The sequence below is a fragment of the Methylobacterium sp. 1A genome (assembly GCF_058072805.1).
Genome location: NZ_JBYQVE010000001.1, coordinates 3,580,596 through 3,605,000 on the forward strand (window position 1 = coordinate 3,580,596; position 24,405 = coordinate 3,605,000).

Consider the following 24,405-nt stretch of genomic DNA (forward strand, 5'->3'; position numbering starts at 1 on the left):
GCGAACCCGGCGGCGATCTCCGACGCGCCCGGCGCGGTCCTGTCCGCGCGGGCGAGGGCACCTGCGCGTCCGGCCGGGCTCACCGGTCCCCTGCCCTACCGGTCTGACGGCTCCCGAGCCGGATGGCCAACCCGGCGGGGCCATCCAGGCCGGCGGTGCGCGCACCGCGTCAGCGCATCACCGACACGCTGGTCAGCCAGAGCCGGCAGAGCCGCGGCCAGAGGGCGACCGGCGCCTCCGACCGGCCGATCCCGAAACCGTGGCCGCCGACCGCGAAGCGGTGGTACTCGACCGGTACGCCCGCTTCGCGGCAGGCCGCGTCCAGGATGCGGCTGTGCTCCGGGCTGATGACCGCGTCGTCGTCCGCCTGCACGAGGAACAGTGTCGGGCAACCGGACCGGATATGGGTCTGGAGCGACCAGTCCCGGCTCGCCGCCGGGCTCGGGGTCTCGCCGACGAGGGACCGCCGGGTGGTCGTGCGGTCGTAGGGCGGCTCCAGGCTCACCACGGGGTAGATCAGCGTCGCGAAGTCGGGCCGCGCCGACAGGTCGTCGGCCGCGTCGACGGGGTCGTAGGCCCGGAACGCGGAGCGCGCGGCGATGAGGCCGCCGAGGTGCCCGCCGGCGGAGAAGCCGAGCACGCCGACGCGGGCCGGGTCGATCCGGAAGCGCGCGGCCGCGGCGCGGATCAGGCGCAGGGCCCGCTGCCCGTCCTGGAGCGGCGCCAGGGGGCCCGCCGCCCAGCCCTCGCCCGGTAGGCGGTAGGTGAGCACGAAGGCCGTGATACCCTGCGCGGCGAGCCAGAGCGCGGCGGGGAGCGCCTCCTTGACCATCCCGATCCGGGCGTAGCCGCCACCGCCGGCGACGAGGACCGCCACGCCGGTCGGCGTCTCCGGGGCGTACACCTCCAGGACCGGCACGGCGACGTTCTTCACGGCGCCGCTGTCGTCGCGGACCGGCGGACCCTGAGGACCGCCGCCGCCCGGCGGCTCCCCCGGCCAGAGCGGGATCCGCTCCGGTGCCCCGACGGCGTCGGCCCCCCGCGCGGACAGGACGGCCGAACCCGCGGCCAGGGTGAGGAGCAGAGAGCGGCGGTCGGGCACGAAACCGGGCATGGGCCCCCTCGCGACGGGCGCGGTCCCGTGCGGCCCGGTAGGCAAGACCGCCGTGCCGGATCGGTTCCCGGTGGGGCGCCGGTCCGGGTCTACAGGACCCGCGGCAGCAGCCGGCCGAGGAGATCCCGCCCCGGGAACCGGACCGGCGGCATCCGCAGGTCCGGCGCCGGCTCATCGCCGGGGATCGGCCCCTCGGCGAAGCGGGCCCCGGCGGACCAGAACCCGTCCCGCCGCGTGCCGATCATGCCGAGCCCGACGGGTTCCCGCGCCGCGTCGGGGCGCAGCCGTCCCGCCGCCCAGACGCGCTGCCAGCACCGGCGCCGCGACAGGTCGGCGTCCCGCCAGCCCAGCCGCGCGTAGCCGGCCGCCGCGAAGACCCGGTCCCCGGCGAAGTCCTCCGGAATCCAAACCCAGCTCGAGAACACGTGGACCGTGTCGGCGCGGAAGCCGGCCGGGTTCACCGCCCGCGTGTAGGCGCTCAGAGCCTTCGCCCGGTGCCGGCCGACATGCCGGCGCAGGCGCCCCGGGAGCGCCAGCGCCTCCGGGAAGGCGGCGGCGTCGAGGCGGGTCGGTGCCGCGCCGCGCTCCAGCGCGTAGACGCTGTCCACGAGGTGCATCCAGGGTTCGAGATCGACCTCCCAGGCCTGCTCCACCGGCGCGAACCGGCGGACCCGTCCCGCGATCAGCCGGTCGGCGACGCGCCGGGCGGGCTCGGGAACCCAGTCCGGCCCGGCCTCGGTCACGCGGAGCAGCGTCGCGGGCCCGTGCGCACGGACCGCCTCGGCCAGGCGGGCGAAATCGGCCTCGGGCTCGTCGCGGCCGACCTTGCGCACCAGGATCTTCGACCCGTCGGCGAGCTCGTCCAGCAGCTTGCGCTTGAGATGGGCCAGCCGGCCGTACTCCCGCTCCAGCAGCACCTCCGGCTCGATCGAGCCGGCCGGGTGCCCAGTATTCGCCCAGATGTTGTAGGCGACGCTGTGGCAGTAATAGGTGCCGCCGGAACTCACGGAGAGCCGCAGGTCGCCCGGCACGCCGAAATCCGCGAAGCCGCAGCGCAGGCCGCGGATCAGGTCCTCCATCGGCGTGTAGGAGAAGCGCAGCAGGCCGGAAGGCTCGACCCCGCCGTAGCGCTGCACGAACCCGAACTCGCAATTGTCGCCGAGGCTCCGAAAGGCGTGGAGCCGTTCGGCGAGGAGCGCCGCCGTCGTCCTGTTCTCGGTCACTGCATCCGCTCTGTCTCGCCGCGCCCGTCGCACCTCGATCGCGGCGGGGTAGGGCCATTGTCCAGTCCCCGCCCCGTCGTCGGGGCGCGCCCCACGCTCAGCCGGCCGGGGGCGCCTCCGGGGTTACCTCCAGGGGCACTTCCAGGCGGAAGCAGGCGCCCTTCTCTCGGGCCGGGATCGTCAGGCTGCCGCCGAGCTGGCGTGTGAGGCTGCCGACCACCCGCATGCCCAGGCTCTTCGAGCTGCGCCCGATCTCGAACCCCGCCGGAAGGCCGATCCCGTCGTCGGCAACCTCGACCACGAGCCCCTCCGGCCGCCGCTCGGCGCGGACCCGGATCTCGCCGCCCGCCGGGTGCGTCTCGGTCGGGTAGGCGTATTTCAGCGCGTTGGTGACGAGTTCGTTGACCAGGAGGCCGATGGGAATCGCCCGGTCGGCCGAGATCCGCTGCGGGCAGGCCGTGCAGGTAAGCCGCTGACCCGGCACGCCGCTGGCGAGGTTGGCCACCAGCTTCTCCAGGAAGGGCGCGAGGTCGAGCTCGCCCGGCACCCCCTCCCCTTCACCCTCTACCTTGTCACCTTGCCGCCAGAGCTGGTCGTGCACGCCCGCGATCGCCTCGACGCGGCTGCGCGCGTCCGACAGAGCCGCCTGAACGGCGGGTTCCTCGGCGGCCCGGGCCTGCAGGGCCAGGAGGCTCGCCACGATGGCGAGGCTGTTCTTGACCCGGTGGCTCATCTCGCGGGCGAGCAGGTCCTGCCGGGCGAGGGCGGCCCGCAGCAGGCTCTCGGTGCGCTGGCGCTCGATGGCGCCGCCGAGCAGGTTGGCGAAGCCCTGCATGAAGGCGATGTCGGCTTCCGCGAACATGCCCTCGCGGGTGTCGTCCACCTCCAGCACCCCGAAGGCGCCGTCCCGGTTCTCGATCAGCACGTTGATCGCCCGGCGGATGCCGTGCTCGGCCATGAGCTGCGGCGTGCGGAACCGGGTCTCGTCCGCGAGGTGGTTGGAGATCACAGGCCGGCCGGTCTTGAGGGCGAATCCGGCCGGGGAGGCGAGATCGGCCCCGATCCGGGCCTTGCCGATCACGTCGGGCCCCCAGCCGACACCGGCCCGGACCAGCAGGGTGTCGGCGCCGCGCCGATATTCCAGGGCCTTGCAGAACTCGGCACCCATGCCCTGCGCGCACAGCTCCGCGGCCCGCTGCAGCAGGTGATCGACATCGGTGCCGCGCAGGGCCTCGACACCGAACTCCGACAGGATCGCCTGCTGGCGCAGGCGATAGTCGAGATCGGGCGGCGCGGGCGCGCGGCGCGGCTCGGGGCTCGGTTCCACTTCGGTCTGGTCGGTCTGCGGAGTCATGGAGGGCGGCAGGGTAGCAGGAAGGTGGCCCCGACGCGAAGCGTCGTCGCCCGGAGGAGCGCACCCGTCCTCGCACCCGTCGCCGCGAGTGTCGTCGCACGTGTCGTCGCACCCCGGCGGCCGCCCGGACCCCCCGGCCCCGTACGGCGTTCGTCCGTCGAGCACGCTTCGACGAATGCGTGGAGAAACGCGCGGAGGAACGCACGCATGGCCGACGACCTGAACGGACTCTCCGACAAGGCCCTCTCGATCCTCGCCTTCGCGGCCTATCACCGGCTCGTCAGCGGCGAGACGGTCACCTCGGTGATCCGCCGTGACGGCGCCGGCCACGAGGCCGACCCGGAGGGCGTGAAGGAGCTGGAGGGGCGCGGCCTCGTCACCGCCGGCGAGAGCGCCATCGACCTCGGCGAGACCGCGCAGGCGGCGGTCGAGACGATGGTCACCGCCCTGCGCCGGGAGGTCGGCCGCTGAGTGCGGCATCCCGGCCGTGGAAACCCGGGAACGCGCCCGCCGCCGGGCGCCTTTCCCCGCATCCACGCCCATATCCACGATGGAGACGCGCATGACCGCCAAGGCGAAGGTGAAGACCGGGGACGACGTCACCTACAAATGGGGCAAGGGCACCGTCTCGGGTGAGGTGACCAAGGTCCACACGCGGGACGTGGAAAAGACCATCAAGGGCAACACGGTGAAGCGCGAAGCCTCAAAGGCCGAGCCCGCCCTCGAGATCAAGACCGCCAAGGGCAAGACCGTGCTGAAATCGGCCTCTGAGGTCCGGGTCAAGTCGGCGTAAGCGCGCAACCTTCGCGTGCCGTGATCTTGCGCACATCGCTTTCTGCTTAAGGTCTCGCCGGAAGCGGGGCGGCGGCTATCTGTAACGGTTCCAGCCTTGGAAGCCGGGACCCCCGCATGACCATTCCCCTCAGGCTCACCCTGAACGGGCAGCCGCGCGAGATCGCCCTCGACGATCCGCGCGTCACCCTCCTCGATCTCCTGCGCGAGCGCCTCGGTCTGACGGGCGCCAAGAAGGGCTGCGACCGCGGCCAGTGCGGCGCCTGCACGGTCCTGGTGGACGGGCGCCGGATCAACAGCTGCCTGACCCTCGCCGCGAGCCTCGACGGCGCCGAGGTGCTGACCATCGAGGGGCTCGCCGAGGGCGACCGGCTGCACCCGGTCCAGGCGGCCTTCATCGCCCATGACGGCTTCCAGTGCGGCTTCTGCACGCCGGGCCAGATCATGAGCGCGGTCGGCCTGATCCGCGAGGGCCAGGCCGGGACCGATCCGGAGCGCATCCGCGAGGGCATGAGCGGCAATCTCTGCCGCTGCGGCGCCTACGCGGGGATCCTGGACGCCGTGCAGGACGCGGCCGCCCGGACCTCGGAGCAGCGGGAGGACGCGGCGTGAGGACCTTCGACTACATCCGCCCCGCGAGCGTGCCCGAGGCCGTGGCGGCCGGCCAGCAGCCGGGCACCGCCTTCCTCGCCGCCGGCACCAACCTCGTCGACCTGATGAAGGGCGGTGTCGCCACCCCGGAGCGGGTCGTCGACATCACCCGCCTCCCCGGCCTCTCGGCCATCGAGCGGCTGCCGGACGGCACCGCCCGGGTCGGGGCCCTGGTCCGCAACAGCGACCTCGCCCACGACCCGGCCTTCGCCAAGGCCTACCCGATGGTGGCCGAGGCCCTGCTGGCCGGCGCCTCGGCGCAGCTGCGCAACGCCGCCACGGTCGGCGGCAACCTGATGCAGCGCACCCGCTGCCAGTACTTCACCGACGCGGTCTCGCCCTGCAACAAGCGCGCGCCCGGCTCCGGCTGCGCGGCCCTGGGGCACGCCACCCGCATCCACGCGGTCCAGGGCTGGAGCGAGCACTGCATCGCCACCCACCCGTCCGACTTCTGCGTGCCGCTCGCCGCCCTCGACGCGGTGGTCGAGATCGCCGGGCCGGACGGTGCCCGGGAGGTGCCGCTCACCGCGTTCCACCACCTTCCCGGCGACCACCCGGAGCGGGAGACCGAGCTGCGGGCCGGCGAGCTGATCACCGCCCTGCGCCTGCCCCCCGAGGCGGCCGCGTTCCGGGGCAATGCCCGCTACCTCAAGGTCCGCGATCGCACCTCCTACGCCTTCGCGGTGGTCTCGGCGGCGGCCGCCCTCACCCTGGAGGCCGGAGGCCGGATCGGCCAGGCCCGGCTCGCCCTGGGAGGGCTGGCGCTCAAGCCCTGGCGGGTGGCGGAGGCTGAAGCCGCGCTCGCCGGGCAGGCACCCTCCCCCGAGGCTTTCGCGAAGGCCGCCGAGGCCGCGCTCGCCGGCGCCAAGCCCACCGGTGAGGCCAACGCCTTCAAGGTCGAGCTCGCCCGCCGGGTGGCGATCCGCGCGCTGACCCAGGCCGCCGCGGGCACGCCCGCACGGATCCCGGCCCTCCCCGCCTCCCCGTTCGGCATCGTCTGACCCTGCCCCCGGTCGGCGGCTCCAGGGCCGTCTTTGCGAGCGGAGCGAAGCAACCCAGGCGGCGCCACGATGCCCGGTGTCGCGCTGCCCTGGGTCACTTCGCTGCGCTCGTGATGACGGAGCGGGTCACCGCAACCGAAGGCTTCAACCGGAACCCTTTGAGGAGACCCGCATGACCGCGACCTCCACGCCCGCCTCGAATCTCCCCGCCGGCGCGATCCGGCACGGCTCCAGCATCGGCCAGCCGCTGACCCGGCGCGACGGCCCGCTCAAGGTGACGGGCCAGGCCCGCTTCTCCGCCGACAACCTGCCGCCCGGAACCCTCCACGCGGCGCTCTGCGTCGCCCGGATCGCCCGCGGACGCGTCACCGGCCTCGACGTGGCCGCCGCGGAGGCGCATCCCGGCGTCGTCGCGGTGATGCGGCCGGGGCACGCCCCGACGCTCGCCAAGGACCCGGACGCCAAGGACGGGCCGTTCACGTTCCGCCTCGACCTCCTGCAGAACGACCGCGTCCGCTACGCCAACCAGCCCATCGCCGTGGTGATCGCCGAGACCCTGGAGGCGGCCACCGAGGGCGCCCGGCTGCTCGCCCCGACCTACGCGGCCGAGACGCCGCGGATCGGGCTCGATTCCGGCGAGGCCTTCACACCGGATTCGGTCGGCGTCGGCGCGCCGCCCGTCGAGACGGACGGCGACGTCGAGGCCGGACTCGCGGCCGCGTCCAAGACGATCGCCGCCACCTACGAGACGCCGGCCCAGTATCACAACGCCATGGAGCCCCACGCGGCGGTGGCGAGCTGGGACGGGGACCGGCTGACGCTGTTCATGCCGACCCAGGCGCTCGCCATGTCGCAGGCAAGGCTCGCCGGGCTGTTCGGCATCGGCCCCGACGACATCCACATCGAGAGCCCCTATCTCGGCGGCGGCTTCGGCTCGAAGGGCGTCCCCGCCGGGCCGCAGGTGCTCGCCTGCATGGCGGCGAAGCTCGTCGGCCGGCCGGTGAAACTCGTCCCGACCCGGACCCAGATGTACGGCCCGATGGGCCATCGCGGACCGACCCGGCAGACCCTCCGGCTCGGCGCCGACGCCTCCGGCAAGCTGACGGCCCTCGACCACCACATCCGCACCGCCTCGTCGAGCTTCGACGACTTCTTCGAGCCGGCGGGCCGGGCGACCAGCACCCTGTACGCGAGCCCGGCCATCGCCATCCGGCACGAGGCCGTGCGCCTCGACACCGGCACGCCGCTGTTCATGCGCGCGCCCGGCGAGGCGTCCGGCAGCGTCGCCCTGGAGAGCGCGCTGGACGAGATGGCCCACGAACTCGGCATGGACCCGCTGGAGTTCCGGCTCGCCAACTACGCCGAGGTCGAGCCGATCACCGGCAAGCCGTTCTCCTCGAAGGCCCTGCGGGACTGCTACCGGCGCGGCGCCGAGGCCTTCGGCTGGGTCGGTCGCCCGCTGCAGCCCCGCCAGACCCGCGACCGGGACGGGTTCCTGGTCGGCACCGGCATGGGCACCGCTACCTTCCCGGCGCTGATCTTCGAGGGGATGGCCCGGGCCGAGATCCGCGCCGACGGCACCGGCACGGTGGAGCTCGGGGCGATCGACATGGGCCAGGGCTCGTGGACGGCGCTCGCCCAGATCGCCGCCGACGGCCTCGGGATCGGGATGGACGCCCTCACCTTCCGGATGGGCTCGTCAGACCTGCCGAATGCCGGCATCGCGGGCGGCTCGGGCCACACCGCCACGGCGGGCGGCGCGGTCCACGCGGCGGCCGGCGACGTGATCCGGCAGCTCGCGGAGCTCGCCACCAACGACCCCGCCTCCCCGCTCTACGGCGCCGGCAATGCCGGCGTGACCGCCGCGGGCGGGCGTCTGACCCGGCGCGACGACCCGGGCCGGAGCGAGTCCTTCACCGACATCCTCCGGCGGGCCGGCCGGTCGCGCATCGAGGGCCAGGGCAAGGCCGGCGCCGACCCGGCCGCGCAGGCCTCCTACGCCATGCACGCCCACGGCGCGGTCTTCGCCGAGGTGAAGGTCGATCCCGATCTCGGCCAGATCCGCGTGAGCCGCCTCGTCGGCGCCTTCGCGGCGGGCCGGGTGATCAACCCGCGCCTCGTCCAGAGCCAGTATTACGGCGGGATGATCTGGGGCCTGTCCTTCGCCCTGCACGAGCGGGCCGAGATGGACCCGCGCACCGGCCGCTTCCTCAACGACAACCTCGCCGAGTACCACGTGCCGGTGAACGCCGACGTGCCCGCCATGGAGGCGATCCTGGTCCACGAGGACGACGCGGTGGTGAACAACCTGGGCGTGAAGGGGGTCGGCGAGATCGGCATCACCGGCACGGTGGGCGCCATCGCCAACGCGGTCTGGCACGCCACCGGCGTGCGGGTCCGCGAGATGCCGATCACCCTCGACAAGCTGCTGGGCTGATCCAGCGCTCCGGTCGCGTGGAACCGGTCCCGGGCGCGTCGCGCCGCCCGGGTTTTTTTAGTATGGGGCATGCCACCCGGCGGCCGGCGGCCGCCGCAGCAGCGCGGAGACCGGCATGCCCCTCACCAGCGACATCGGCGGCGTCGTCCCGATCGCGCCGACCCCGTTCCATCCGGACGGCCGGATCGACGAGGTCTCCCTCGACCGGATGACCGACTTCTTCGGGGCGGCCGGCGTCGACGGCCTGACGATCCTCGGCCAGCTCGGCGAGGCCGGCAAGCTCGACCACGCGGAGGGAATCGCCGTGGCGCGGCGCGTCCTCGGGCGCACACGGCTGCCGGTGATCGTCGGGGTCACGGCGCCGGGCTTCGCGGCCATGCGGTCGCTCGCCCGGGAGGTGATGGAGCTGGGCGCGGCCGGGGTGATGATCGCGCCGCCCAACACGCTCCGCACCGACGACCAAGTGGTCGGCTATTTTCGGAATGCCGCCGAGGCCGTGGGCCCGGACGTGCCCTTCGTGCTTCAGGACTATCCCCTCACCTTCTCGGTCCAGATGACCCCCGGCGTGATCCGCCGGATCGTGTCGGAGAACCCCTCCTGCGTGATGCTCAAGCACGAGGACTGGCCGGGACTAGAGAAGATCTCGACGCTGCGCGGCTTCGAGGCGGACGGCTCGATGCGCCACATCTCCATCCTGGTCGGCAACGGCGGCCTGTTCCTCGATTTCGAGACCGAGCGCGGCGCCGACGGGGCCAATACCGGCTACGCCTTCCCGGAGATGCTGGTCGACGTGGTCCGCCTCGGCCGGGCCGGCGAGCGTGATGCCGCCCACGACCTGTTCGACGCCCACCTCCCCTATCTCCGCTACGAGCAGCAGCAGGGCCCGCTGGGGCTCGCGGTCCGCAAATACGTGTTCATGCGCCGGGGGATCTTCTCGTCCGACGCGCAGCGCAAGCCGTCGCAGGCGCTGACCGCGCAGGCGAAGGCCGAGGTCGAGTACCTGCTGGCCCGCCTCGCCCGCACCGACGCGCGGGCCCGGCTCGCGGCCTAGACCGCCCCCGCCGCGCCCTGCCCCGGCCGGAAGGCCGGGGCCCTCGCTCAACCCGCCGCGGCTGCCGGGTTGCGTCCGGCGCGCGACGGCTCACTCGAGCCTGTAGGCGATGACCGAATCGCCCGGCGTGGTTCCGAGCGAGCCGTGCCCGCCCGCTGCGATCACCACGTACTGCCGGCCGTCCCGGCCGCGATAGGTCATCGGGGTGGCCTGGCCGCCGGCCGGCAATGTCGTGGTCCACAGGACCTCGCCGGTCTGCATGTCGTAGCCGCGGATGCGGTCGTCGAGCGTGGCGGCCGTGAACGCGACGCCGCCCGCCGTGGTCAGGGTGCCGCCGTGGGCCAGCATGCCCATCTCCAGGGGAAGCGGGACGGCCAGACCGCCGACCTTCTGCCCCGCGACCGTGCCGTTGCGGCGCTTCCAGGCGACGGTGCCGTCGGCGAGATTCACGCCGACGCGCACGCCCCAGGGCGGCGCGCTGCAGGGGATGCCGAGGGCGGAGCGCATGTGCGCGATCGAGATCGCGTAGCGGCCGCCGAGATTCTCGTTGACCGGGCTCGCCTCGGGATCGGCACCGAGGAGGCGCCTCTCCGGCTCGCCCGGGGGGCGCGGGAGCAGGCGGTAGATGTAGGGCAGGTATTGCGGCGTCGCGATCATCCAGTGATGGACCGGATCGACCGCCACCGACCCCCAGTTGAACACCCCGATATTGCCGGGCCAGACGATCGCGCCCTCCGACGCCTGGGGCGGCGTGAACGGGTTGCCGTCGTAGCGATTCGACCGGAAGGCGAGGCGGCACTGGATCTGGTCGAAGGGCGTGACGCCCCACATGCCGGCCTCCGTCAGCGGCGCCGGCGTGAAGCGGAGGGACGACATCGGCTGGACCGGGGACGGCGTCTCCCCCGGGATGTCGGTCCGGGTCGAGACCGGAACCTCGGAGACCGGTCGGACCGGGGCGCCGGTGCGGCGGTCGAGGACCCAGACGTTGCCGACCTTGGTGGGGATCAGGATCGCCGGCACCGTCCCCTCGCCCTGCGGCAGGGTGAGGAGGACCGGCTGGGACGGGTTATCGCGGTCCCACAGGTCGTGATACGCGGTCCGGAACGCCCAGCGCAGCGCGCCCGTCTCCAGATCCAGCGCCGCCAGGGCGTCGATGAGGGCCTCGTCCGCCTTCGACCGGGCCACGCCCACCTGATCGGGCGCCCGGTTGCCGAACGGCACGTAGACGAGCCCCAGCGCCTCGTCGGCCGAGAACTGCGTCCAGGCCACCGCCGAGTTGGGCTCGTACGACTCGCCGGGCCGCAGCGGCGCGGTCGCGTCGGGCTTGCCGGCGTCGAACTTCCAGACGATCGCGCCGGTGCGTACGTCGAAGGCGCGGATCACGCCCGAGGGGTTGTCCGCGTAGTAGTTGTCGGCGATCGCGCTGCCGAGGACGATGAGGTTCCGGGTCACCAGCGGCGCCGAGGTCTGCTGATAGGCGGCGCGCCGGAGGTTCGGCATCTGCGCCTTCAGGTCGACGAACCCGTCCGCCCCGAAGGTCCTGCACGGGGCGCCGGTCTCGGCGTTCAGCGCGTAGAGGCGGGCGTCGACCGAGGCCGCGATGATCCGGCGCGGGCACTCGGCGATCGCGGCCGCGACGGCGGCGGCCCGGTCGGCGTCGGTCTCGGCGGGTGGCGCGTAGCCGGCCGAGTCGTTGTAGGACACGCCGCGGCAGGTCTGGTGCTGGTACTGGCCGTCCCGCGCCATCTTCGGGTCGAAGGCCCAGACCAGCCGGCCGGTCTCGGGCTCCAGGGCCTGGACGATGTTGTGCGGCGTGCAGAGGTAGAGCAGCCCGTTCACCTTGATCGGCGTGGCCTCGAAGGTGAATTCCTTCGGATCCGCCCGGCTGTCGCCGCGCAGGTCGCCGGTATGGTGCTCCCAGGCCACGGCGAGGCCCCGGACATTGGCGGTGCCGATATCCGCCAGAGCCGAGTAGCGCTGGCCGAGATTGGTGCCGCCATAGGCGACCCAGTCGTCGGCCGGATAGGGAACGCCGCTCGGATCGACGGCGGCCGGCCCCGCCCCCGCGACCTTCGGCAGGCTGCCCCGCGTCTCGACCGGGTCGACGAACCAGGACGCGGCGCCCGAGGCCGCGATCAGCAGGACGACGACCCGGAGGGCGAGCGGACCGTTCCCGAGGCCGGGCGTCCAGGGCCGTTCGGGCGCGTCGCACAGGCGCCGCACCACGGAGGGCAGGCAGAGCACGAGCCCGACGAGGAGGAGCAGGCCCCCGCGCGGGATCCATTGCCACTTGTCGAATCCGACCTCGCCGAGCGTCCACACGAAGGCCGCCGCCAGCACCAGGGCGTAGATCCGGAGGCCGTTCTGGCGTCGCCGGACCAGCTCGACGCCGGAGACCAGCACGCCCAAGCCCAGGGCGACGTAGAACCAGGACCCGCCCGCGAGGGCCAGTGTCAGACCGAAGCTCGCGAGGGCGAGGCCAAGCAGCGCGATCGACAGCGCTATCGTTCCGAGTGCCACGGCGGTGGTATCCGCTTCCTGAGCCGGCCGGTCACGGCGGCGCCGGAAGCTGAGCCCCCACGGTGCCGCCGCATGCCCGACGGCTTATCGCCGCCGTAGCTGTCCCAAGGCTGGACAAGGCTGGACAAGGCTGCCGGGCGCCGCCGCTCACGCTCCGGCCCGGTCCTCCGGACGCAGGGTGACCCGGTCGCCGTCGCGCAGCGAGGCCGGCGGGCCCACGACGACGCGCTCGCCGCCGTTCAGACCGTCGCGCAGCTCCAGGAGCGTGCGGGTCTGGCGGAAGATCGTGACGGGGCGCATCCGCACCACGCCGCCCCCGTCCCCGGCCGCCTCGACCACGGCCACGCGGGTCCCGTGCTGGTCGAAGATCAGCGCGTCGTTCGGCACCGTCACGGCGGGCGAGACCCGCGGGATCTCCAGCGTGATCGTGATGTAGAGTCCCGGCCGCAGCGCCCCGTCGGGGTTGGGGATGTCGACCTGCGTGACCAGCGTGCGCGCGGCCGAGAGCAGCGTCGTCGACGAGCGCGAGACCGTGCCGGGGAAGATCCGGCCCGGGATCTGCGCCACCTCGACCGTGGCGGCCAGCCCGTCGCGGACGCCGTCGGCGGCGTAGAGCGGCACGTTCACCGCCATGCGCAGCACGTCGTCCCGGTTCAGCGTGAGGAGCGGCGCCCCCGTATTCGTGTCCGCCGTGACCGCGTCGCCGACGTCGTTGTTGCGGGCCGTCACCACCCCGTCGAAGGGCGCGCGGATCTCCTCGAAGCCGGTCAGGACCTTGAGCCGGGCGACCTGCGCCTCCTGGGCGGCGATGTTGGCCTCCGCGACCTTCACGGCGGCCCTGGCGGCGTCGACGTTGGCGGTCTGCGCCAGCACCCCGGCCTGGGAGGTGTCGGCGTTCTGCCGGGTCTCGACCCCGGTGCCGGCGAGCGTCGAGGTCCGCCGGTTGGTCACGTCGGCGAGGTGGCGGTTGGCCTCGGCCTGATCCACCATCGCCCGCGCCTGGATCAGTGCCGCCTGGAGCTGCAGCACCTGCGACTGGGCCTGGACCAGCTGCTGGTCGAGGTCGGGCGCGCTGATCCGGAACAGCAGGTCGCCCGCCTTCACGTGCGAGCCGATATCGACCTTGCGCTCGACGATGTAGCCGGTCGCCCGCGGGTAGAGGTTCGCGATGTCGAACGCCTGGGTGGTGCCCGTCTGGGTCAGGCTCAGGGTGTCGGAGGCCCGGGCCGCGGCGGCGACCCGCACGGTCGGCGGCTTCGCCTCGGCGGCGGGCGGACTCGCTGCGCGCGACGCGTCCGGCCACAGGCGGTATCCGAGGACGCCGAGGCCCGCCAGCGCCAGCAGGGCGAGCCACCGGCGGCCGCCGCGGGCGGGCGGGACGGTTCCGTCCGTGGCTGAACTGTCCCGGTCCGCCATCCTCGCCCTCGGGTCGCGCCGCGCCTGAACCGCCGCCTCGGCGCCCGGCCGGGACGCGTGCGGTGCCGTATTCAATGCGCCGTCTTCAATGCATAGACCGCGCGCGGGCTCCGGGCGAGATGCCGCAGCGCACAGCCCGGCCCGCCCGCGGATCCTCCGAGCACGCGACCGGTTTCCCTGCCACCGACTCAGGGACCGATCCACGATGACCGAGATCTCCAGGCGCGCCGTCATCGCAGCCGCCGGCGGCGCGATGGCGGCATCCTCCGCCGCGGCGCAATCCGCCGGGCCGGCCGCGCCCCGCCCCGAGCGCGGCGGCAAGGGCGCCGACATCCTGGGCCCGCAGAACCGGCCCCGCGCCGCCGAGGAGCCGTTCACCCTGGCGCCGCCCGCCACCGACCACGGCACCATGCCGAACCTGAAATGGTCCTTCGCGGACAGCCACATGCGGCTGGAGGAGGGCGGCTGGGCGCGCCAGACCACGATCCGCGAGCTGCCGGTCTCCAAGGCCATGGCCGGGGTCAACATGCGGCTCAAGGCCGGCGCGGTCCGCGAGATGCACTGGCACAAGGAATCCGAGTGGGCCTACATGATCAAGGGCAAGGCCCGGATCACCGCGGTCGACCAGGACGGGCGCACCTTCGCGGACGATGTCGGCGCGGGCGACCTCTGGTACTTCCCGGGCGGCATCCCGCACGCCATCCAGGGACTCGCCGCCGACGGGATCGACGGGTGCGAGTTCCTGCTCGTCTTCGACGACGGCGGTTTCTCGGAGGATTCCACCTTCCTGCTCACCGACTGGCTGGCCCACACGCCCCGGGACGTGCTCGCCAAGAATTTCGGCCTGCCCGAGAGCGCCTTCGCCAGGATCCCCGAGAAGGAGCTCTACATCTTCCCCGGCCCGAAACCCGGCCCGCTCGCGGCCGACAGGATGGGCGGCTCCGGGCCGGTGCCGAAGACCTTCAGCCACCGTATGCTGGCACAGGAGCCGGTCCGCACCCGGGGCGGCAGCGTGCGCATCACCGATTCCACGGTGTTCCCGGCGTCCGTGACGATCGCGGCGGCCCTGGTCGAGGTCGAGCCCGGGGGGCTGCGCGAGCTGCACTGGCACCCGAACAGCGACGAGTGGCAGTACTACCTCTCCGGCCAGGGCCGGATGACGGTGTTCGGCTCGGAATCGAAGGCCCGCACCTTCGACTACCGGGCCGGCGACGTCGGCTACGTGCCCTTCGCCATGGGGCACTACATCGAGAATACCGGCGACACGACCCTGACATTCCTGGAGATGTTCAAGAGCTCGCGCTACGCCGACATCTCCCTGACGCAGTGGCTGGCCCTGACTCCGCACCCCCTGGTTCAGGCCCATACCGGGCTGGATCCCGAGCGCCTTGAGGCCCTGCCGGAGACGAAGTCCCCCGTTGTGCCGGGTTGACGCGCCCGGGAACCCGGACCGATCCTGGCGCGTCGACTCGCACAAGCGTTTCCGAAACCCGCTCGACTCTCGCACGGAGGGACCCATGCGTGCCGCGTCCCGCGCGCTCCTCGCCCTGGCGCTCGCCCTCCCGGCGGGCTCCGCCTCGGCGCAGGTGCAGCAGAACGACCCGAATGCCGCCAACGCCTCATTCGCCCTGCAGGGCCAGATCCGGTCGCTCAACCAGCAACGGGTCTCGGACTTCAACACGCTGAACCAGACGTTCCAGCGCAACGTCCAGGCCGATTCCTTCGGGCCCTACCTGCCCTATCGGGGTGTCCGCGGGGATGTGTACCGGGGCCGCCATATCGGTCGCAACGGGATCGTGCGGCGGGGCGGCGGCCTCAACACGAGCGTCTGCACCGGCTGCTGACATCGGCCTCCGCGCCGCCGGGATATCCGCGCAGAGCGGGGAAAGCCCGAAAAAAACCTTTTCCCGCGGGCACGCTTCCCCCAGAAGCTGGGCCCATGGTGGCGTGCGCATGAATATCCTGCTGATCGGCTCCGGCGGCCGCGAGCACGCCCTGGCCTGGCGACTGGCCCAGAGCCCGCTCTGCACCCGCCTGTTCACGGCGCCGGGCAATCCCGGCACGGCCCGCCACGGGACCAACCGGCCGGACCTCAAGGTCACGGACCACGCGGCCGTCGCCGCCTTCTGCGCGGCGGAGGCGATCGGCCTCGTGGTGGTCGGGCCCGAGGCGCCCCTCGTCGCCGGCCTGGTGGACGACCTGAAGGCCGCCGGGATCCGCGCCTTCGGGCCGACCCGCGACGCCGCCCGGCTCGAGGGCTCGAAGGGGTTCACCAAGGATCTCTGCGCCGCCTGCAACATCCCGACCGCCGCCTTCGCGCGCTTCTCCGACCTGGAGCCGGCGCTGGCCTATGTCCGCCAGCAGGGCGCCCCGATCGTCGTGAAGGCCGACGGCCTCGCCGCCGGCAAGGGCGTCACCGTGGCCGAGACCGTCGACCAGGCCGAGGACGCGCTGACCGGCCTCTTCGCCGAGCCCGGCGCCGAGGTCGTGGTCGAGGAGTGCCTGTTCGGCGAGGAGGCGAGTTTCTTCGCCCTGTGCGACGGCACGCGGGCGATCTCCCTCGGCACCGCCCAGGACCATAAGCGGGTCTTCGACGGGGACCGGGGGCCCAATACCGGCGGCATGGGCGCCTATTCCCCGGCCCGGGTGGTCACCCCGGAGATCGAGGCCCGGGTCATGGCCGAGATCATCGCGCCGACGCTTGCCGGCATGCGGGCCCGCGGCTGCCCGTTCACCGGCATCCTGTACGCCGGCCTGATGCTCACCGCCGACGGCCCCAAGCTGATCGAGTACAACACCCGCTTCGGCGACCCCGAGGCGCAGGTGCTGATGCCGCGCCTCGCCTCCGACCTCGTGCCGGCGCTGCTCTCGGCCTGCGAGGGCGACCTCTCCGGCGTGAGCCTGGAATTCGATCCGCACCGGGCGGCCCTCACCGTGGTGATGGCGGCGGCCGGCTATCCGGGCGCCGTGGTCCGGGGCTCGGTGATCCGGGGCGTCGACGCCGCCGAGGGCGACGGGGTTCACGTGTTCCAGGCCGGCACCCGCGCCGAGGGCGGGCAGCTGCTCGCCGATGGCGGCCGGGTCCTGGCGGTGACGGCCCTCGGCGACAGCGTCACGGACGCCAAGGCCCGCGCCTACGCGGCGGTGGCCCGGATCGACTGGCCGGAGGGTTTCTGCCGGCGCGACATCGGGTTCCGCGCGGTGGCGCGGGAGGCGGGAGAGGGCTGAACCCCCGGTCTCGCTCGTGGCGGGTGCCTCCGGGCCCCACCCTGCCCTCCCGGACGAGGCCGGCGTGCCCGGAATGACGGGGTTGTCCGCGTCAAGCCGCCCGCCCCCTACTCCCCCACCGCCGCGCCGGCCGGCCGGCGGTTGTCGTTGGCACCGTAGAGCAGACCTGGCCGCATCCGCTCCGTGCGCGAGGCGTCGTTGCCCGACGACGCGGCCTCCGGCAGGGCGGGCGCCGCGGCCCGGACCGCGATGAGCTCCTGCGCCCCCCAGGGCCTCTGCTCGACGATCGTGTGGCCCATGCCCCTGAGGATGGCCTGGGTGTCCGCCGAGAGCGCGAAGGGCTCGGCGTAGACCGTGTCGGGCAGCCACTGGTGATGGATGCGCGGAGCGTCCACCGCCTCCTGCGGCTCCATGCCGAAATCGAGCACGTTGATCAGCGTCTGCGCGTTGATCGTGATGATCCGCGAGCCCCCCGGCGAGCCCGCCACCAGCGCGACCTTGCCGTCGCGCAGCACGATCGTGGGCGCCATGGAGGAGAGCGGGCGCTTGCCCGGCTGGATCGCGTTCTTCGTCCCCTGCACGAGCCCGAACAGGTTCGGCACCCCGGTCTTGACCGTGAAGTCGTCCATCTCGTCGTTGAGGAAGAACCCCGTGTCGCCGGCGATCACCCCGGCGCCGAAATAGCCGTTGATCGTGTAGGTCAGCGCGACCGCGTTGCCGGCCTTGTCCATCACCGAGATGTGTGTGGTCTCGGGCCGTTCCCGCGGCTCCGGGCCGGGGTCCGGGCGGATCTCCGCCGACGGGGTCGCCCGGTCCGGGCGGATCGAGGCCCGGAGCGTCTCCGCGTAGGCCGGCGACAGCAGCCGGTCGACCGGGTTCTCCACGAAGGCCGGATCGCCGAGCAGCAGGTTGCGGTCCGCGTAGGCGCGCCGCATCGCCTCGACCATCAGGTGTACGGTCCGGGCCGAGTTGAACCCGGCGGCCCGCAGGTCGTAGCCGTCGAGGATGCTGAGGATCTCGCAGAGCGTGGTGCCGCCGGACGAGGGCGGGGGCGCCGACAGGATCGTGGCGCCCCGGTAGCGGCAGGTGAGCGGCTCGGACTGCGTCACCGTGTAGGCGGCGAAGTCGGCCGCCGTCAGCAGGCCGCCGCCCGCCCGGGAGGCCGCCTCCACGGCCTCCGGGATCGCGCCCCTGTAGAACGCGTCCGCACCGCGCTCCGCGATGGCCTGGAGGGTGCGGGCGAGGTCGGCCTGGACCAGCCGGTCCCCGGGCTGCCAGGGGCTGCCGTCCGGGCGCAGGAAGATCCGGGCGACGTTCGCTTGGCCCGCGAACAGCTTCGTGCCGGATTCGAGGATGTCGGTGTCGCCCCGGGTCAGCACGAACCCGTCCCGGGCGAGCGCGATCGCCGGCGCCATCACCCGCGCCAGCGGCAGGGTCCCGTACGCGGTGAGGGCGGTGTTGAGGCCGAGCACCGTCCCGGGCACGCCGGCCGCCTTCCAGCCGCGCAGGCTCGCGCCCTTCACGACGTTGCCGGCAGCGTCGAGATACATGTCCCGGGTGGCGGCCGCCGGGGCGGTCTCGCGGAAATTGATGAAGCGGCTGCGCCCGTCGGCGCTGTGGAGCACCAGGAAGCCGCCGCCGCCGATGTTGCCGCAGCAGGGGTTCACCACCGCCTCGGCGTAAGCGACTGCCACCGCGGCGTCGACGGCGTTGCCGCCGGCCCTCAGGATGTCGGCGCCCACCTGCGAGGCGAGGCGCTGGGACGAGACCACCATCCCGTTCTCGGCCTCGACGGCCGGTCCCGAGGCGGAGCGCGCGGCGGGCGCGCCCAGGGCGAGCAGGGCCGTGAGGAGCAGCGCGCGTGCCGGTGCGATCATCCCTGCCCTCTCCGGTGCGGGTCCTGCGCCGTCATATAGGGGACCGTGCGCTGGAGTCGCTGGACCCGTCCGATCACCGCATCCCGAGGGGCGGCGAAGCCGCCGCGAAGGAGCCTCCGAGGGCTCGCGAGACTTCCGGAGCCCCTCCGAGCCCCTCCGAGCCCCTCCGAGCCCCTCCGAGCCCCTCCGAGCCCCTCCGAGCCCCTCCGAGCCCGCTGCACAGCACCGCAGGATGAGAGGGGCGAAGGGCGGTGAGGGATCGGGCCGATCCGCCTCACTCGGTTTCGCTGGAACGGTTCGGTTGAGGTGCCCCTCTCCGTCATCACGAGCGCAGCGAAGTGACCCAGGGTCGCGCCACGTCAGGAAGCGTGGCGCTGCTGGATTGCTTCGCTCCGCTCGCAAGGACGGCGCCGCCGAAGGCCTCAGCCGTTGCGGAACGTGTAGCTGTAGCCGTTCAGCGCCGGCGCGCCGCCGAGATGGGCGTAGAGCACCTTCGAGCCCTTCGGGAAGAAGCCCTTCTTCACGAGGTCGATCATGCCCTGCATCGACTTCCCCTCGTAGACCGGGTCGGTGATCATCCCCTCGAGCCGGGCCGAGAGGCGGATCGCCTCCACGGTCTCCTTGGAGGGCACGCCGTAGACCGGGTAGGCGTAATCCTCGTTGAGAACCACATCGTCGGCCACGATGTCGCCCGCGCCGACCAGGGCGGCGGTGTTCTGGGCGATGTCGAGGACCTGGGCCTTGGTCTGGGCCGGGGTGCAGGAAGCGTCGATGCCGATGACGTTGCGGGCGCGCCCGTCGGCCGAGAAGCCCACCAGCATGCCGGCATGGGTCGAGCCCGTCACCGTGCAGACCACCACGTAGTCGAAGCGCAGGCCCATCTCGGCCTCCTGCTTGCGCACCTCCTCCGCGAAGCCGACGTAGCCGAGCCCGCCGTACTTGTGCACCGAGGCACCGGCCGGGATCGCGTAGGGCTTGCCGCCCTCGGCCTCGACCTCGGCGAGCGCGCGCTTCCACGAATCGCGGATGCCGATGTCGAACCCGTCATCCACGAGCTGCGTCTGCGCGCCCATGATCCGCGACAGGAGGATGTTGCCGACCCGGTCGTAGACGGCGTCCTCGTGGGGCACCCAGGCCTCCTGGATCAGCCGGCACTTCATCCCGATCTTGGCGGCTACCGCCGCGACCATGCGGGTGTGATTCGACTGCACGCCGCCGATCGACACAAGCGTGTCGGCGCCGCTCTTGATCGCGTCCGGCACGATGTACTCGAGCTTGCGCAGCTTGTTCCCGCCGTAGGCGAGCCCGGAATTGCAATCCTCGCGCTTGGCGTACAACTCGACCTCGCCGCCGAGATGGGCCGTCAGGCGCTTGAGCGGCTCGATCGGCGTCGGGCCGAAGGTCAGGGGATAGCGCTCGAACTTGTCCAGCATCGGGTCTCTCCGGGTCTCGGGGCGCCCCCGGGGCAGCAGCGGTCTCGGTCCGCCCGGGCGCGTCGAAGCGAGGCCTCGGCGACGGCCCGCGCGAGGCCCGGCTCCGTCTTCGAGGCGCGGGGAGAAACTACCCGATCCGGGATGAAAGGTGCTCTCGATCTTCGAGTATGAACAGACCTTGACTTGCGCTGCTGACCGGGCTGGCTACGGAGTATTCCGGATTTCGTGCCGCATCCGAAAGAATCATCCATGTCCGCAGGGCTCGATCGGATCGACCAGAAGATCCTCCGCCTCCTCCAGACGGACGGGCGCATGGCGAATGCCGAGATCGCCGAGCGGGTCGGCACTAGCGCGGCCACCTGCCATCGCCGGATCCAGCGCCTGTTCGCGGACGGGTTCGTGCGGGCGGTCCGGGCGCTGATCGATCCGATGCGGGTCGGGCGCGGCACCCTGGTCTTCGTCGGCGTCGTGCTCGACCGCTCGACGCCCGAGAGTTTCTCGGAGTTCGAGGCCGCCGTGCGCGCGATCCCCGCGCTCCTCGACTGCCACCTCGTGGCCGGAGACTTCGACTACATGCTGAAGATCCGGGTCTCCGACATGGCCGACTTCAACCGCCTCCACAGCGCCACGCTGATCGGCCTGCCGGGGGTGCGCCAGACCCGGACCTTCTTCGTGATGAAGGAGGTGATCGACAACGCGCCGCTCGATCTGTGAGGGCCCCCTACCCCTCCCCGCGCCGCGCCTTGCGCAGCGCCTCCCACCGGTCGAGGCGCTCGGCGAGCCGGGTCTCGTAGCCCCGCTCGGTCGGCTGGTAGAGGTGCTGGCGCCCGAGCGCGTCGGGCCAGTAATCCTGGCCCGAGAAGGCGTCGGGCTCGTCGTGGTCGTAGCGGTAGCCCTCGCCGTAGCCGATCCGCTTCATCAGCTTGGTCGGCGCGTTGAGGATGGTCCGCGGCGGCGGCAGGGAGCCCGCCTCCTTGGCCAGCCGCGTCGCGGCCTTGTAGGCCTCGTAGACGGCGTTCGATTTCGGCGCGCAGGCGAGGTAGATCGCCGCCTGGGCGAGGGCCAACTCGCCCTCGGGGCTGCCGAGGAAGTCGAACGCGTCCTTGGCGGCGTTGGCCACCACCAGCGCCTGCGGGTCGGCGAGCCCGATATCCTCCACCGCCATGCGCACGAGCCGGCGGGCGATGAACAGCCGGTCCTCCCCGGCATCGAGCATCCGGCAGAGATAGTAGAGCGCCGCGTCCGGATCCGAGCCGCGCACGGTCTTGTGGAGCGCCGAGATCAGGTTGTAGTGGCCCTCCTGCGCCTTGTCGTAGATGGGCGCGCGCCGCTGCACGATCGCTTGCAGCGCCTCGGCGTCGAGGGTCTCGCCGGGGCGGGCCGAGCGCCAGACCTCTTCCGCCAGGGTCAGGGCCGCGCGGCCGTCGCCGTCGGCCATGCGGACCAGAACGCCGCGCGCCTCCTCGGTAAGCGGCAGGGCTTGGCCCGTCAGCGCCTCGGCCCGGACCAGCAGGCGCGCGACGGCGCCCGGATCGAGGGCCCGGAACAGCAGCACCCGGGCGCGGGATAGGAGCGCGGCGTTCAGCTCGAAGGACGGGTTCTCCGTCGTCGCGCCCACCAGCGTGACGGTCCCGTCCTCCATCACCGGCAGGAAGGCGTCGAGCTGGGCCCGGTTGAACCGGTGGATCTCGTCGACGAACAGCAGGGTCCCCTGCCCGGTCGCCCGCCGCTTGCGCGCCGCCTCGAACACCTTCCGCAGGTCGGGCACGCCGGAGAAGATCGCCGAGATCTGCTCGAAATGCAGGTCGGTGCCCTGGGCGAGCAGCCGCGCAACCGTGGTCTTGCCGGTGCCGGGCGGCCCCCAGAAGATCAGCGAGCCGAGCGTCCGTCCCCGCAGCAGGCGCGTGAGCGCCCCGCCCTCCCCGGTCAGGTGTTCCTGGCCGACGACCTCGGCGAGGGTCTGCGGGCGCAGCCGGTCCGCCAGCGGGCGGGCGGCCTCGGCGCCGGGGGCGCGGCCGGGATCCGGCGCGGCGGGTGTCTCCGCGGAGGCGAACAGGTCGGACATCCGCGCATCAACACCGGGCGCGGCCGGGGGCGCAAGCCGGGAGCCGGGGCTTGCCCACGGCCACGGGCTCGGCGCCCCGCGACGGGATCAGCCGCCGAACACCGAGGTCAGGATCTCGCCGTTGCGGTTGATCGCGACCTCCCAGGAATTGAGGCTGTTGCGGGTGACCCGGTCGAGGTCCTTGGTGGTCGCCATTGGCACGCCGTTGACCGCCACGATCACGTCGCCCTTCTGTAGCCCGACCCGGGCCGCGATGGAGTTCTCGTCCACCGCCTGCACGGCCACGCCCTCGGCCGGGAAGTCCACCTGCATCTCCTCGGCCACCGCCGGCGAGGTGTTGACGAGGGTCGCGCCGACGAACGGCGAGCGGGTCTTCACCTTGAGCGCGTCCCGGGGACGCGTCTCGGGAGCCGGGGCGAGCTTGACCGGGACCGTCTGACGGGTCGTGCCGCGGAGGATCCCGAACCGGGCGTGGCCCTGCACGCCCTTCAGGGCGAAGCGGTAGCCGAAGGCCTCCGGATCGGCGACCTCCTGGCCGTCGACCGTGAGGATCAGGTCGCCGCGCTTCAGGCCCGCCTCCTCGGCCGGGCTCTTGGGCTGGAGGCTCGCCACCAGCACGCCGGTCGGGTGGTCGAGGCCCATGCTGTCGGCGATGTCGGGCGTCACGCTCTGGATGCGCGCCCCGAGCCAGGGCCGGCGCACGACGTTCGCCCCGTCCCGGGCGGCGTCGACCACCGCCTTGACCATGCCCACCGGGATCGCGAAGCCGATGCCGTGGCTCCCGCCAGACTGCGAGTAGATCGCGGTGTTGATGCCGACCAGTTGGCCGCGCAGGTCCACCAGCGCGCCGCCGGAATTGCCCGGGTTGATCGCCGCGTCGGTCTGGATGAAGTACTGGTAGTCCGCGGAGCCGACCTGCGTGCGCGCCAGCGCCGAGACGATGCCCTGCGTCACCGTCTGGCCGACGCCGAACGGGTTGCCGATCGCCATCACGAAGTCGCCGACCTCCAGGGCGTCGGCATCGCCGAACGGCATCGGCACGAGGCCCTTCGGCGGTTCCTTGATCTTGAGCACCGCGAGGTCGGTGCGGGTGTCGCGCATCACGATCGTGGCCTCGAACTCGCGGCGATCCGCCAGGGCGATCCGCACCTCGTTCATGTTGTCGATGACGTGGTTGTTCGTGATCACGAGCCCGTCGGCATCGACCAGCACGCCCGAGCCCAGGGAGCGCTGCGCCCGGTCACCCCGGGGGCCGCGGCCGCCCTCCGGCTCGCCGAAGAAGCGGCGCATGAACTCCTCCATGGCGCTGGTGCGCGCGCTGGAGCGCTTGTCCACGTGGGAGGCGTAGACGTTCACCACCGAGGGCGCGGCCCGCTTCACCACGGGGGCGAAGGAGAGCTGCACGTCGGCCTTGCTGAGCGGCACGACCTTCGCGGTGCCGTCCTTCGCGGGCTCCCGGGTCTCCGTCCGCGCCATCTGCGCCGCGGCCGGGCTGGCGGCCAGCAGGGCTGCGACGAGGGCGGGCAGGGTGAGGCGGGTCAGCATGCAGGGCTCCGGCGTCTGGGCGGGCGCGCCGTCCAGGCCGAGACAAGGCAGGCGCACCGTGCGGCCCCACGCTATCGAGGCCGATTGCGGCAGGTCGACGACACCTTCGCCGCAGGCGGGGCGTGTCGCCGTCAGACGGCTTCCTTGCTGCGCGCCCGCCGCTTCCCGGCGGGCTGCGGCGCGGGCTCGGCTTCGGGTTCCGGCGCCGCGGCGCGCGGCTGCCCGAGGCCCAGGGAGCGGGCGAGCTGCGAGCGCTGCTCGGAATAGCTCTGGGCCGTCATCGGGTAGTCCGAGGCGAGGCCCCACTTGGCGCGGTAGGCCTCCGGCGTCAGGCCGCGCAGGGTGAGGTGCCGGCGCAGCGTCTTGTAGGGCTTCCCGTCCTCGAACGAGATCAGGAAGTCCGGATTGATCGAGCGCCGGATCTCCTGCGCGGTCGCCTTGGCGATCGGCGGGCTCTGGCCGGCGTCGCAGACCCCCCGAATCGCCGCGTGCACCTCGTTGAGGAGGCCGGGCAGATCCGCGCTCTGCACGTGATTGTGGCTCACATAGGCCGAGACGATCTCGGAAGCGAGCGTGACGAGGCGGAGAGAGCCGCCGTTCGACTGGGCCATGTCTCGTGCGTTGCCTTCTCGTGATGACGAAACTCGCCAGAACGCAAGCACTGCGTCGCGATTCGGACGCCTGATACAATCGCATTC

General features: G+C 72.8%; 20 protein-coding genes. 10 read left to right on the forward strand and 10 right to left on the reverse strand.

All coding sequences use genetic code 11. The annotated features are described in order from the left end of the window. Positions 1–169: 169 nt before the first annotated feature. From ACX9MN_RS17315 to ACX9MN_RS17325, 3 genes are all read right to left on the reverse strand, one after another. A complete protein-coding gene (locus ACX9MN_RS17315; protein WP_020095530.1) occupies positions 170–1,114 on the reverse strand; it encodes an alpha/beta hydrolase in 945 nt (314 codons plus the stop codon). An 89-nt stretch (positions 1,115–1,203) separates the two neighbouring features. Further along, the gene (locus ACX9MN_RS17320; protein WP_020095531.1) at positions 1,204–2,337 is read right to left on the reverse strand and encodes a hypothetical protein; all 1,134 of its coding nucleotides are present in this window, start codon (positions 2,335–2,337) and stop codon (positions 1,204–1,206) included. Positions 2,338–2,434: 97 nt separating this feature from the next. Next, the gene (locus ACX9MN_RS17325) at positions 2,435–3,691 is read right to left on the reverse strand and encodes a sensor histidine kinase (protein ID WP_026605307.1); all 1,257 of its coding nucleotides are present in this window, start codon (positions 3,689–3,691) and stop codon (positions 2,435–2,437) included. Between the two features lie 207 nt (positions 3,692–3,898). Here ACX9MN_RS17325 and ACX9MN_RS17330 point away from each other — a divergent pair, with 207 nt between their 5' ends. The 6 genes from ACX9MN_RS17330 to ACX9MN_RS17355 all read left to right on the forward strand — a co-directional run bounded on the left by ACX9MN_RS17330 (position 3,899) and on the right by ACX9MN_RS17355 (position 9,623). Further along, positions 3,899–4,162: a hypothetical protein gene (locus tag ACX9MN_RS17330; RefSeq protein WP_020095533.1), complete on the forward strand. Its 264-nt coding sequence runs from the start codon at positions 3,899–3,901 to the stop codon at positions 4,160–4,162. 91 nt (positions 4,163–4,253) lie between these two features. Next, positions 4,254–4,484 carry a hypervirulence associated TUDOR domain-containing protein gene (locus ACX9MN_RS17335; RefSeq protein WP_042673358.1) on the forward strand — a complete coding sequence of 77 codons (231 nt, stop codon included), beginning with the start codon at positions 4,254–4,256 and terminating at the stop codon, positions 4,482–4,484. A 116-nt stretch (positions 4,485–4,600) separates the two neighbouring features. Beyond that, on the forward strand, positions 4,601–5,095 hold the full coding sequence (locus ACX9MN_RS17340) for a (2Fe-2S)-binding protein (protein ID WP_020095535.1): 495 nt from the start codon (positions 4,601–4,603) through the stop codon (positions 5,093–5,095). Then, complete coding sequence (locus ACX9MN_RS17345) at positions 5,092–6,135, forward strand: FAD binding domain-containing protein (RefSeq protein ID WP_020095536.1); 1,044 nt, start codon at positions 5,092–5,094, stop codon at positions 6,133–6,135. The genes ACX9MN_RS17340 and ACX9MN_RS17345 overlap by 4 nt, the downstream gene beginning before the upstream one ends. Positions 6,136–6,307: 172 nt before the next feature. Beyond that, positions 6,308–8,572: a xanthine dehydrogenase family protein molybdopterin-binding subunit gene (locus ACX9MN_RS17350; RefSeq protein ID WP_020095537.1), complete on the forward strand. Its 2,265-nt coding sequence runs from the start codon at positions 6,308–6,310 to the stop codon at positions 8,570–8,572. 115 nt (positions 8,573–8,687) lie between these two features. Continuing rightward, positions 8,688–9,623, forward strand: a complete 936-nt coding sequence (locus ACX9MN_RS17355; RefSeq protein WP_020095538.1) for a dihydrodipicolinate synthase family protein — start codon at positions 8,688–8,690, stop codon at positions 9,621–9,623. A gap of 90 nt (positions 9,624–9,713) precedes the next feature. Here ACX9MN_RS17355 and ACX9MN_RS17360 read toward each other — a convergent pair whose 3' ends face one another. Then, positions 9,714–12,143: a membrane-bound PQQ-dependent dehydrogenase, glucose/quinate/shikimate family gene (locus ACX9MN_RS17360; RefSeq protein WP_020095539.1), complete on the reverse strand. Its 2,430-nt coding sequence runs from the start codon at positions 12,141–12,143 to the stop codon at positions 9,714–9,716. Positions 12,144–12,290: 147 nt separating this feature from the next. Then, positions 12,291–13,559 carry an efflux RND transporter periplasmic adaptor subunit gene (locus ACX9MN_RS17365; RefSeq protein WP_020095540.1) on the reverse strand — a complete coding sequence of 423 codons (1,269 nt, stop codon included), beginning with the start codon at positions 13,557–13,559 and terminating at the stop codon, positions 12,291–12,293. Positions 13,560–13,764: 205 nt separating this feature from the next. Here ACX9MN_RS17365 and ACX9MN_RS17370 point away from each other — a divergent pair, with 205 nt between their 5' ends. From ACX9MN_RS17370 to purD, 3 genes are all read left to right on the forward strand, one after another. Next, positions 13,765–14,991 (forward strand): oxalate decarboxylase family bicupin, encoded by a 1,227-nt coding sequence (locus ACX9MN_RS17370; protein WP_020095541.1) that lies wholly within the window; start codon positions 13,765–13,767, stop codon positions 14,989–14,991. Positions 14,992–15,076: 85 nt separating this feature from the next. Then, positions 15,077–15,403: a hypothetical protein gene (locus ACX9MN_RS17375; RefSeq protein ID WP_020095542.1), complete on the forward strand. Its 327-nt coding sequence runs from the start codon at positions 15,077–15,079 to the stop codon at positions 15,401–15,403. A gap of 109 nt (positions 15,404–15,512) precedes the next feature. Beyond that, positions 15,513–16,787, forward strand: a complete 1,275-nt coding sequence (gene purD / locus ACX9MN_RS17380; protein ID WP_020095543.1) for a phosphoribosylamine--glycine ligase — start codon at positions 15,513–15,515, stop codon at positions 16,785–16,787. Between the two features lie 107 nt (positions 16,788–16,894). Here purD and ggt read toward each other — a convergent pair whose 3' ends face one another. Together ggt and ACX9MN_RS17390 are read right to left on the reverse strand one after the other, a co-directional pair. Continuing rightward, on the reverse strand, positions 16,895–18,664 hold the full coding sequence (gene ggt, locus ACX9MN_RS17385) for a gamma-glutamyltransferase (RefSeq protein ID WP_020095544.1): 1,770 nt from the start codon (positions 18,662–18,664) through the stop codon (positions 16,895–16,897). 422 nt (positions 18,665–19,086) lie between these two features. After that, entirely contained in the window at positions 19,087–20,097 is a 1,011-nt protein-coding gene (locus tag ACX9MN_RS17390) for a 1-aminocyclopropane-1-carboxylate deaminase (protein ID WP_020095545.1), read from the reverse strand. 249 nt (positions 20,098–20,346) lie between these two features. Between ACX9MN_RS17390 and ACX9MN_RS17395 the strand changes: the two genes are divergently transcribed. Then, positions 20,347–20,811, forward strand: a complete 465-nt coding sequence (locus ACX9MN_RS17395; protein WP_020095546.1) for an Lrp/AsnC family transcriptional regulator — start codon at positions 20,347–20,349, stop codon at positions 20,809–20,811. Between the two features lie 7 nt (positions 20,812–20,818). Here ACX9MN_RS17395 and ACX9MN_RS17400 read toward each other — a convergent pair whose 3' ends face one another. The 3 genes from ACX9MN_RS17400 to ACX9MN_RS17410 form a co-directional block, all read right to left on the reverse strand. Next, complete coding sequence (locus ACX9MN_RS17400) at positions 20,819–22,162, reverse strand: replication-associated recombination protein A (RefSeq protein WP_020095547.1); 1,344 nt, start codon at positions 22,160–22,162, stop codon at positions 20,819–20,821. Between the two features lie 87 nt (positions 22,163–22,249). Next, complete coding sequence (locus ACX9MN_RS17405) at positions 22,250–23,707, reverse strand: Do family serine endopeptidase (protein WP_020095548.1); 1,458 nt, start codon at positions 23,705–23,707, stop codon at positions 22,250–22,252. A 131-nt stretch (positions 23,708–23,838) separates the two neighbouring features. Beyond that, a complete protein-coding gene (locus tag ACX9MN_RS17410; protein ID WP_020095549.1) occupies positions 23,839–24,318 on the reverse strand; it encodes a Ros/MucR family transcriptional regulator in 480 nt (159 codons plus the stop codon). Between the last annotated feature and the right edge of the window lie 87 nt (positions 24,319–24,405).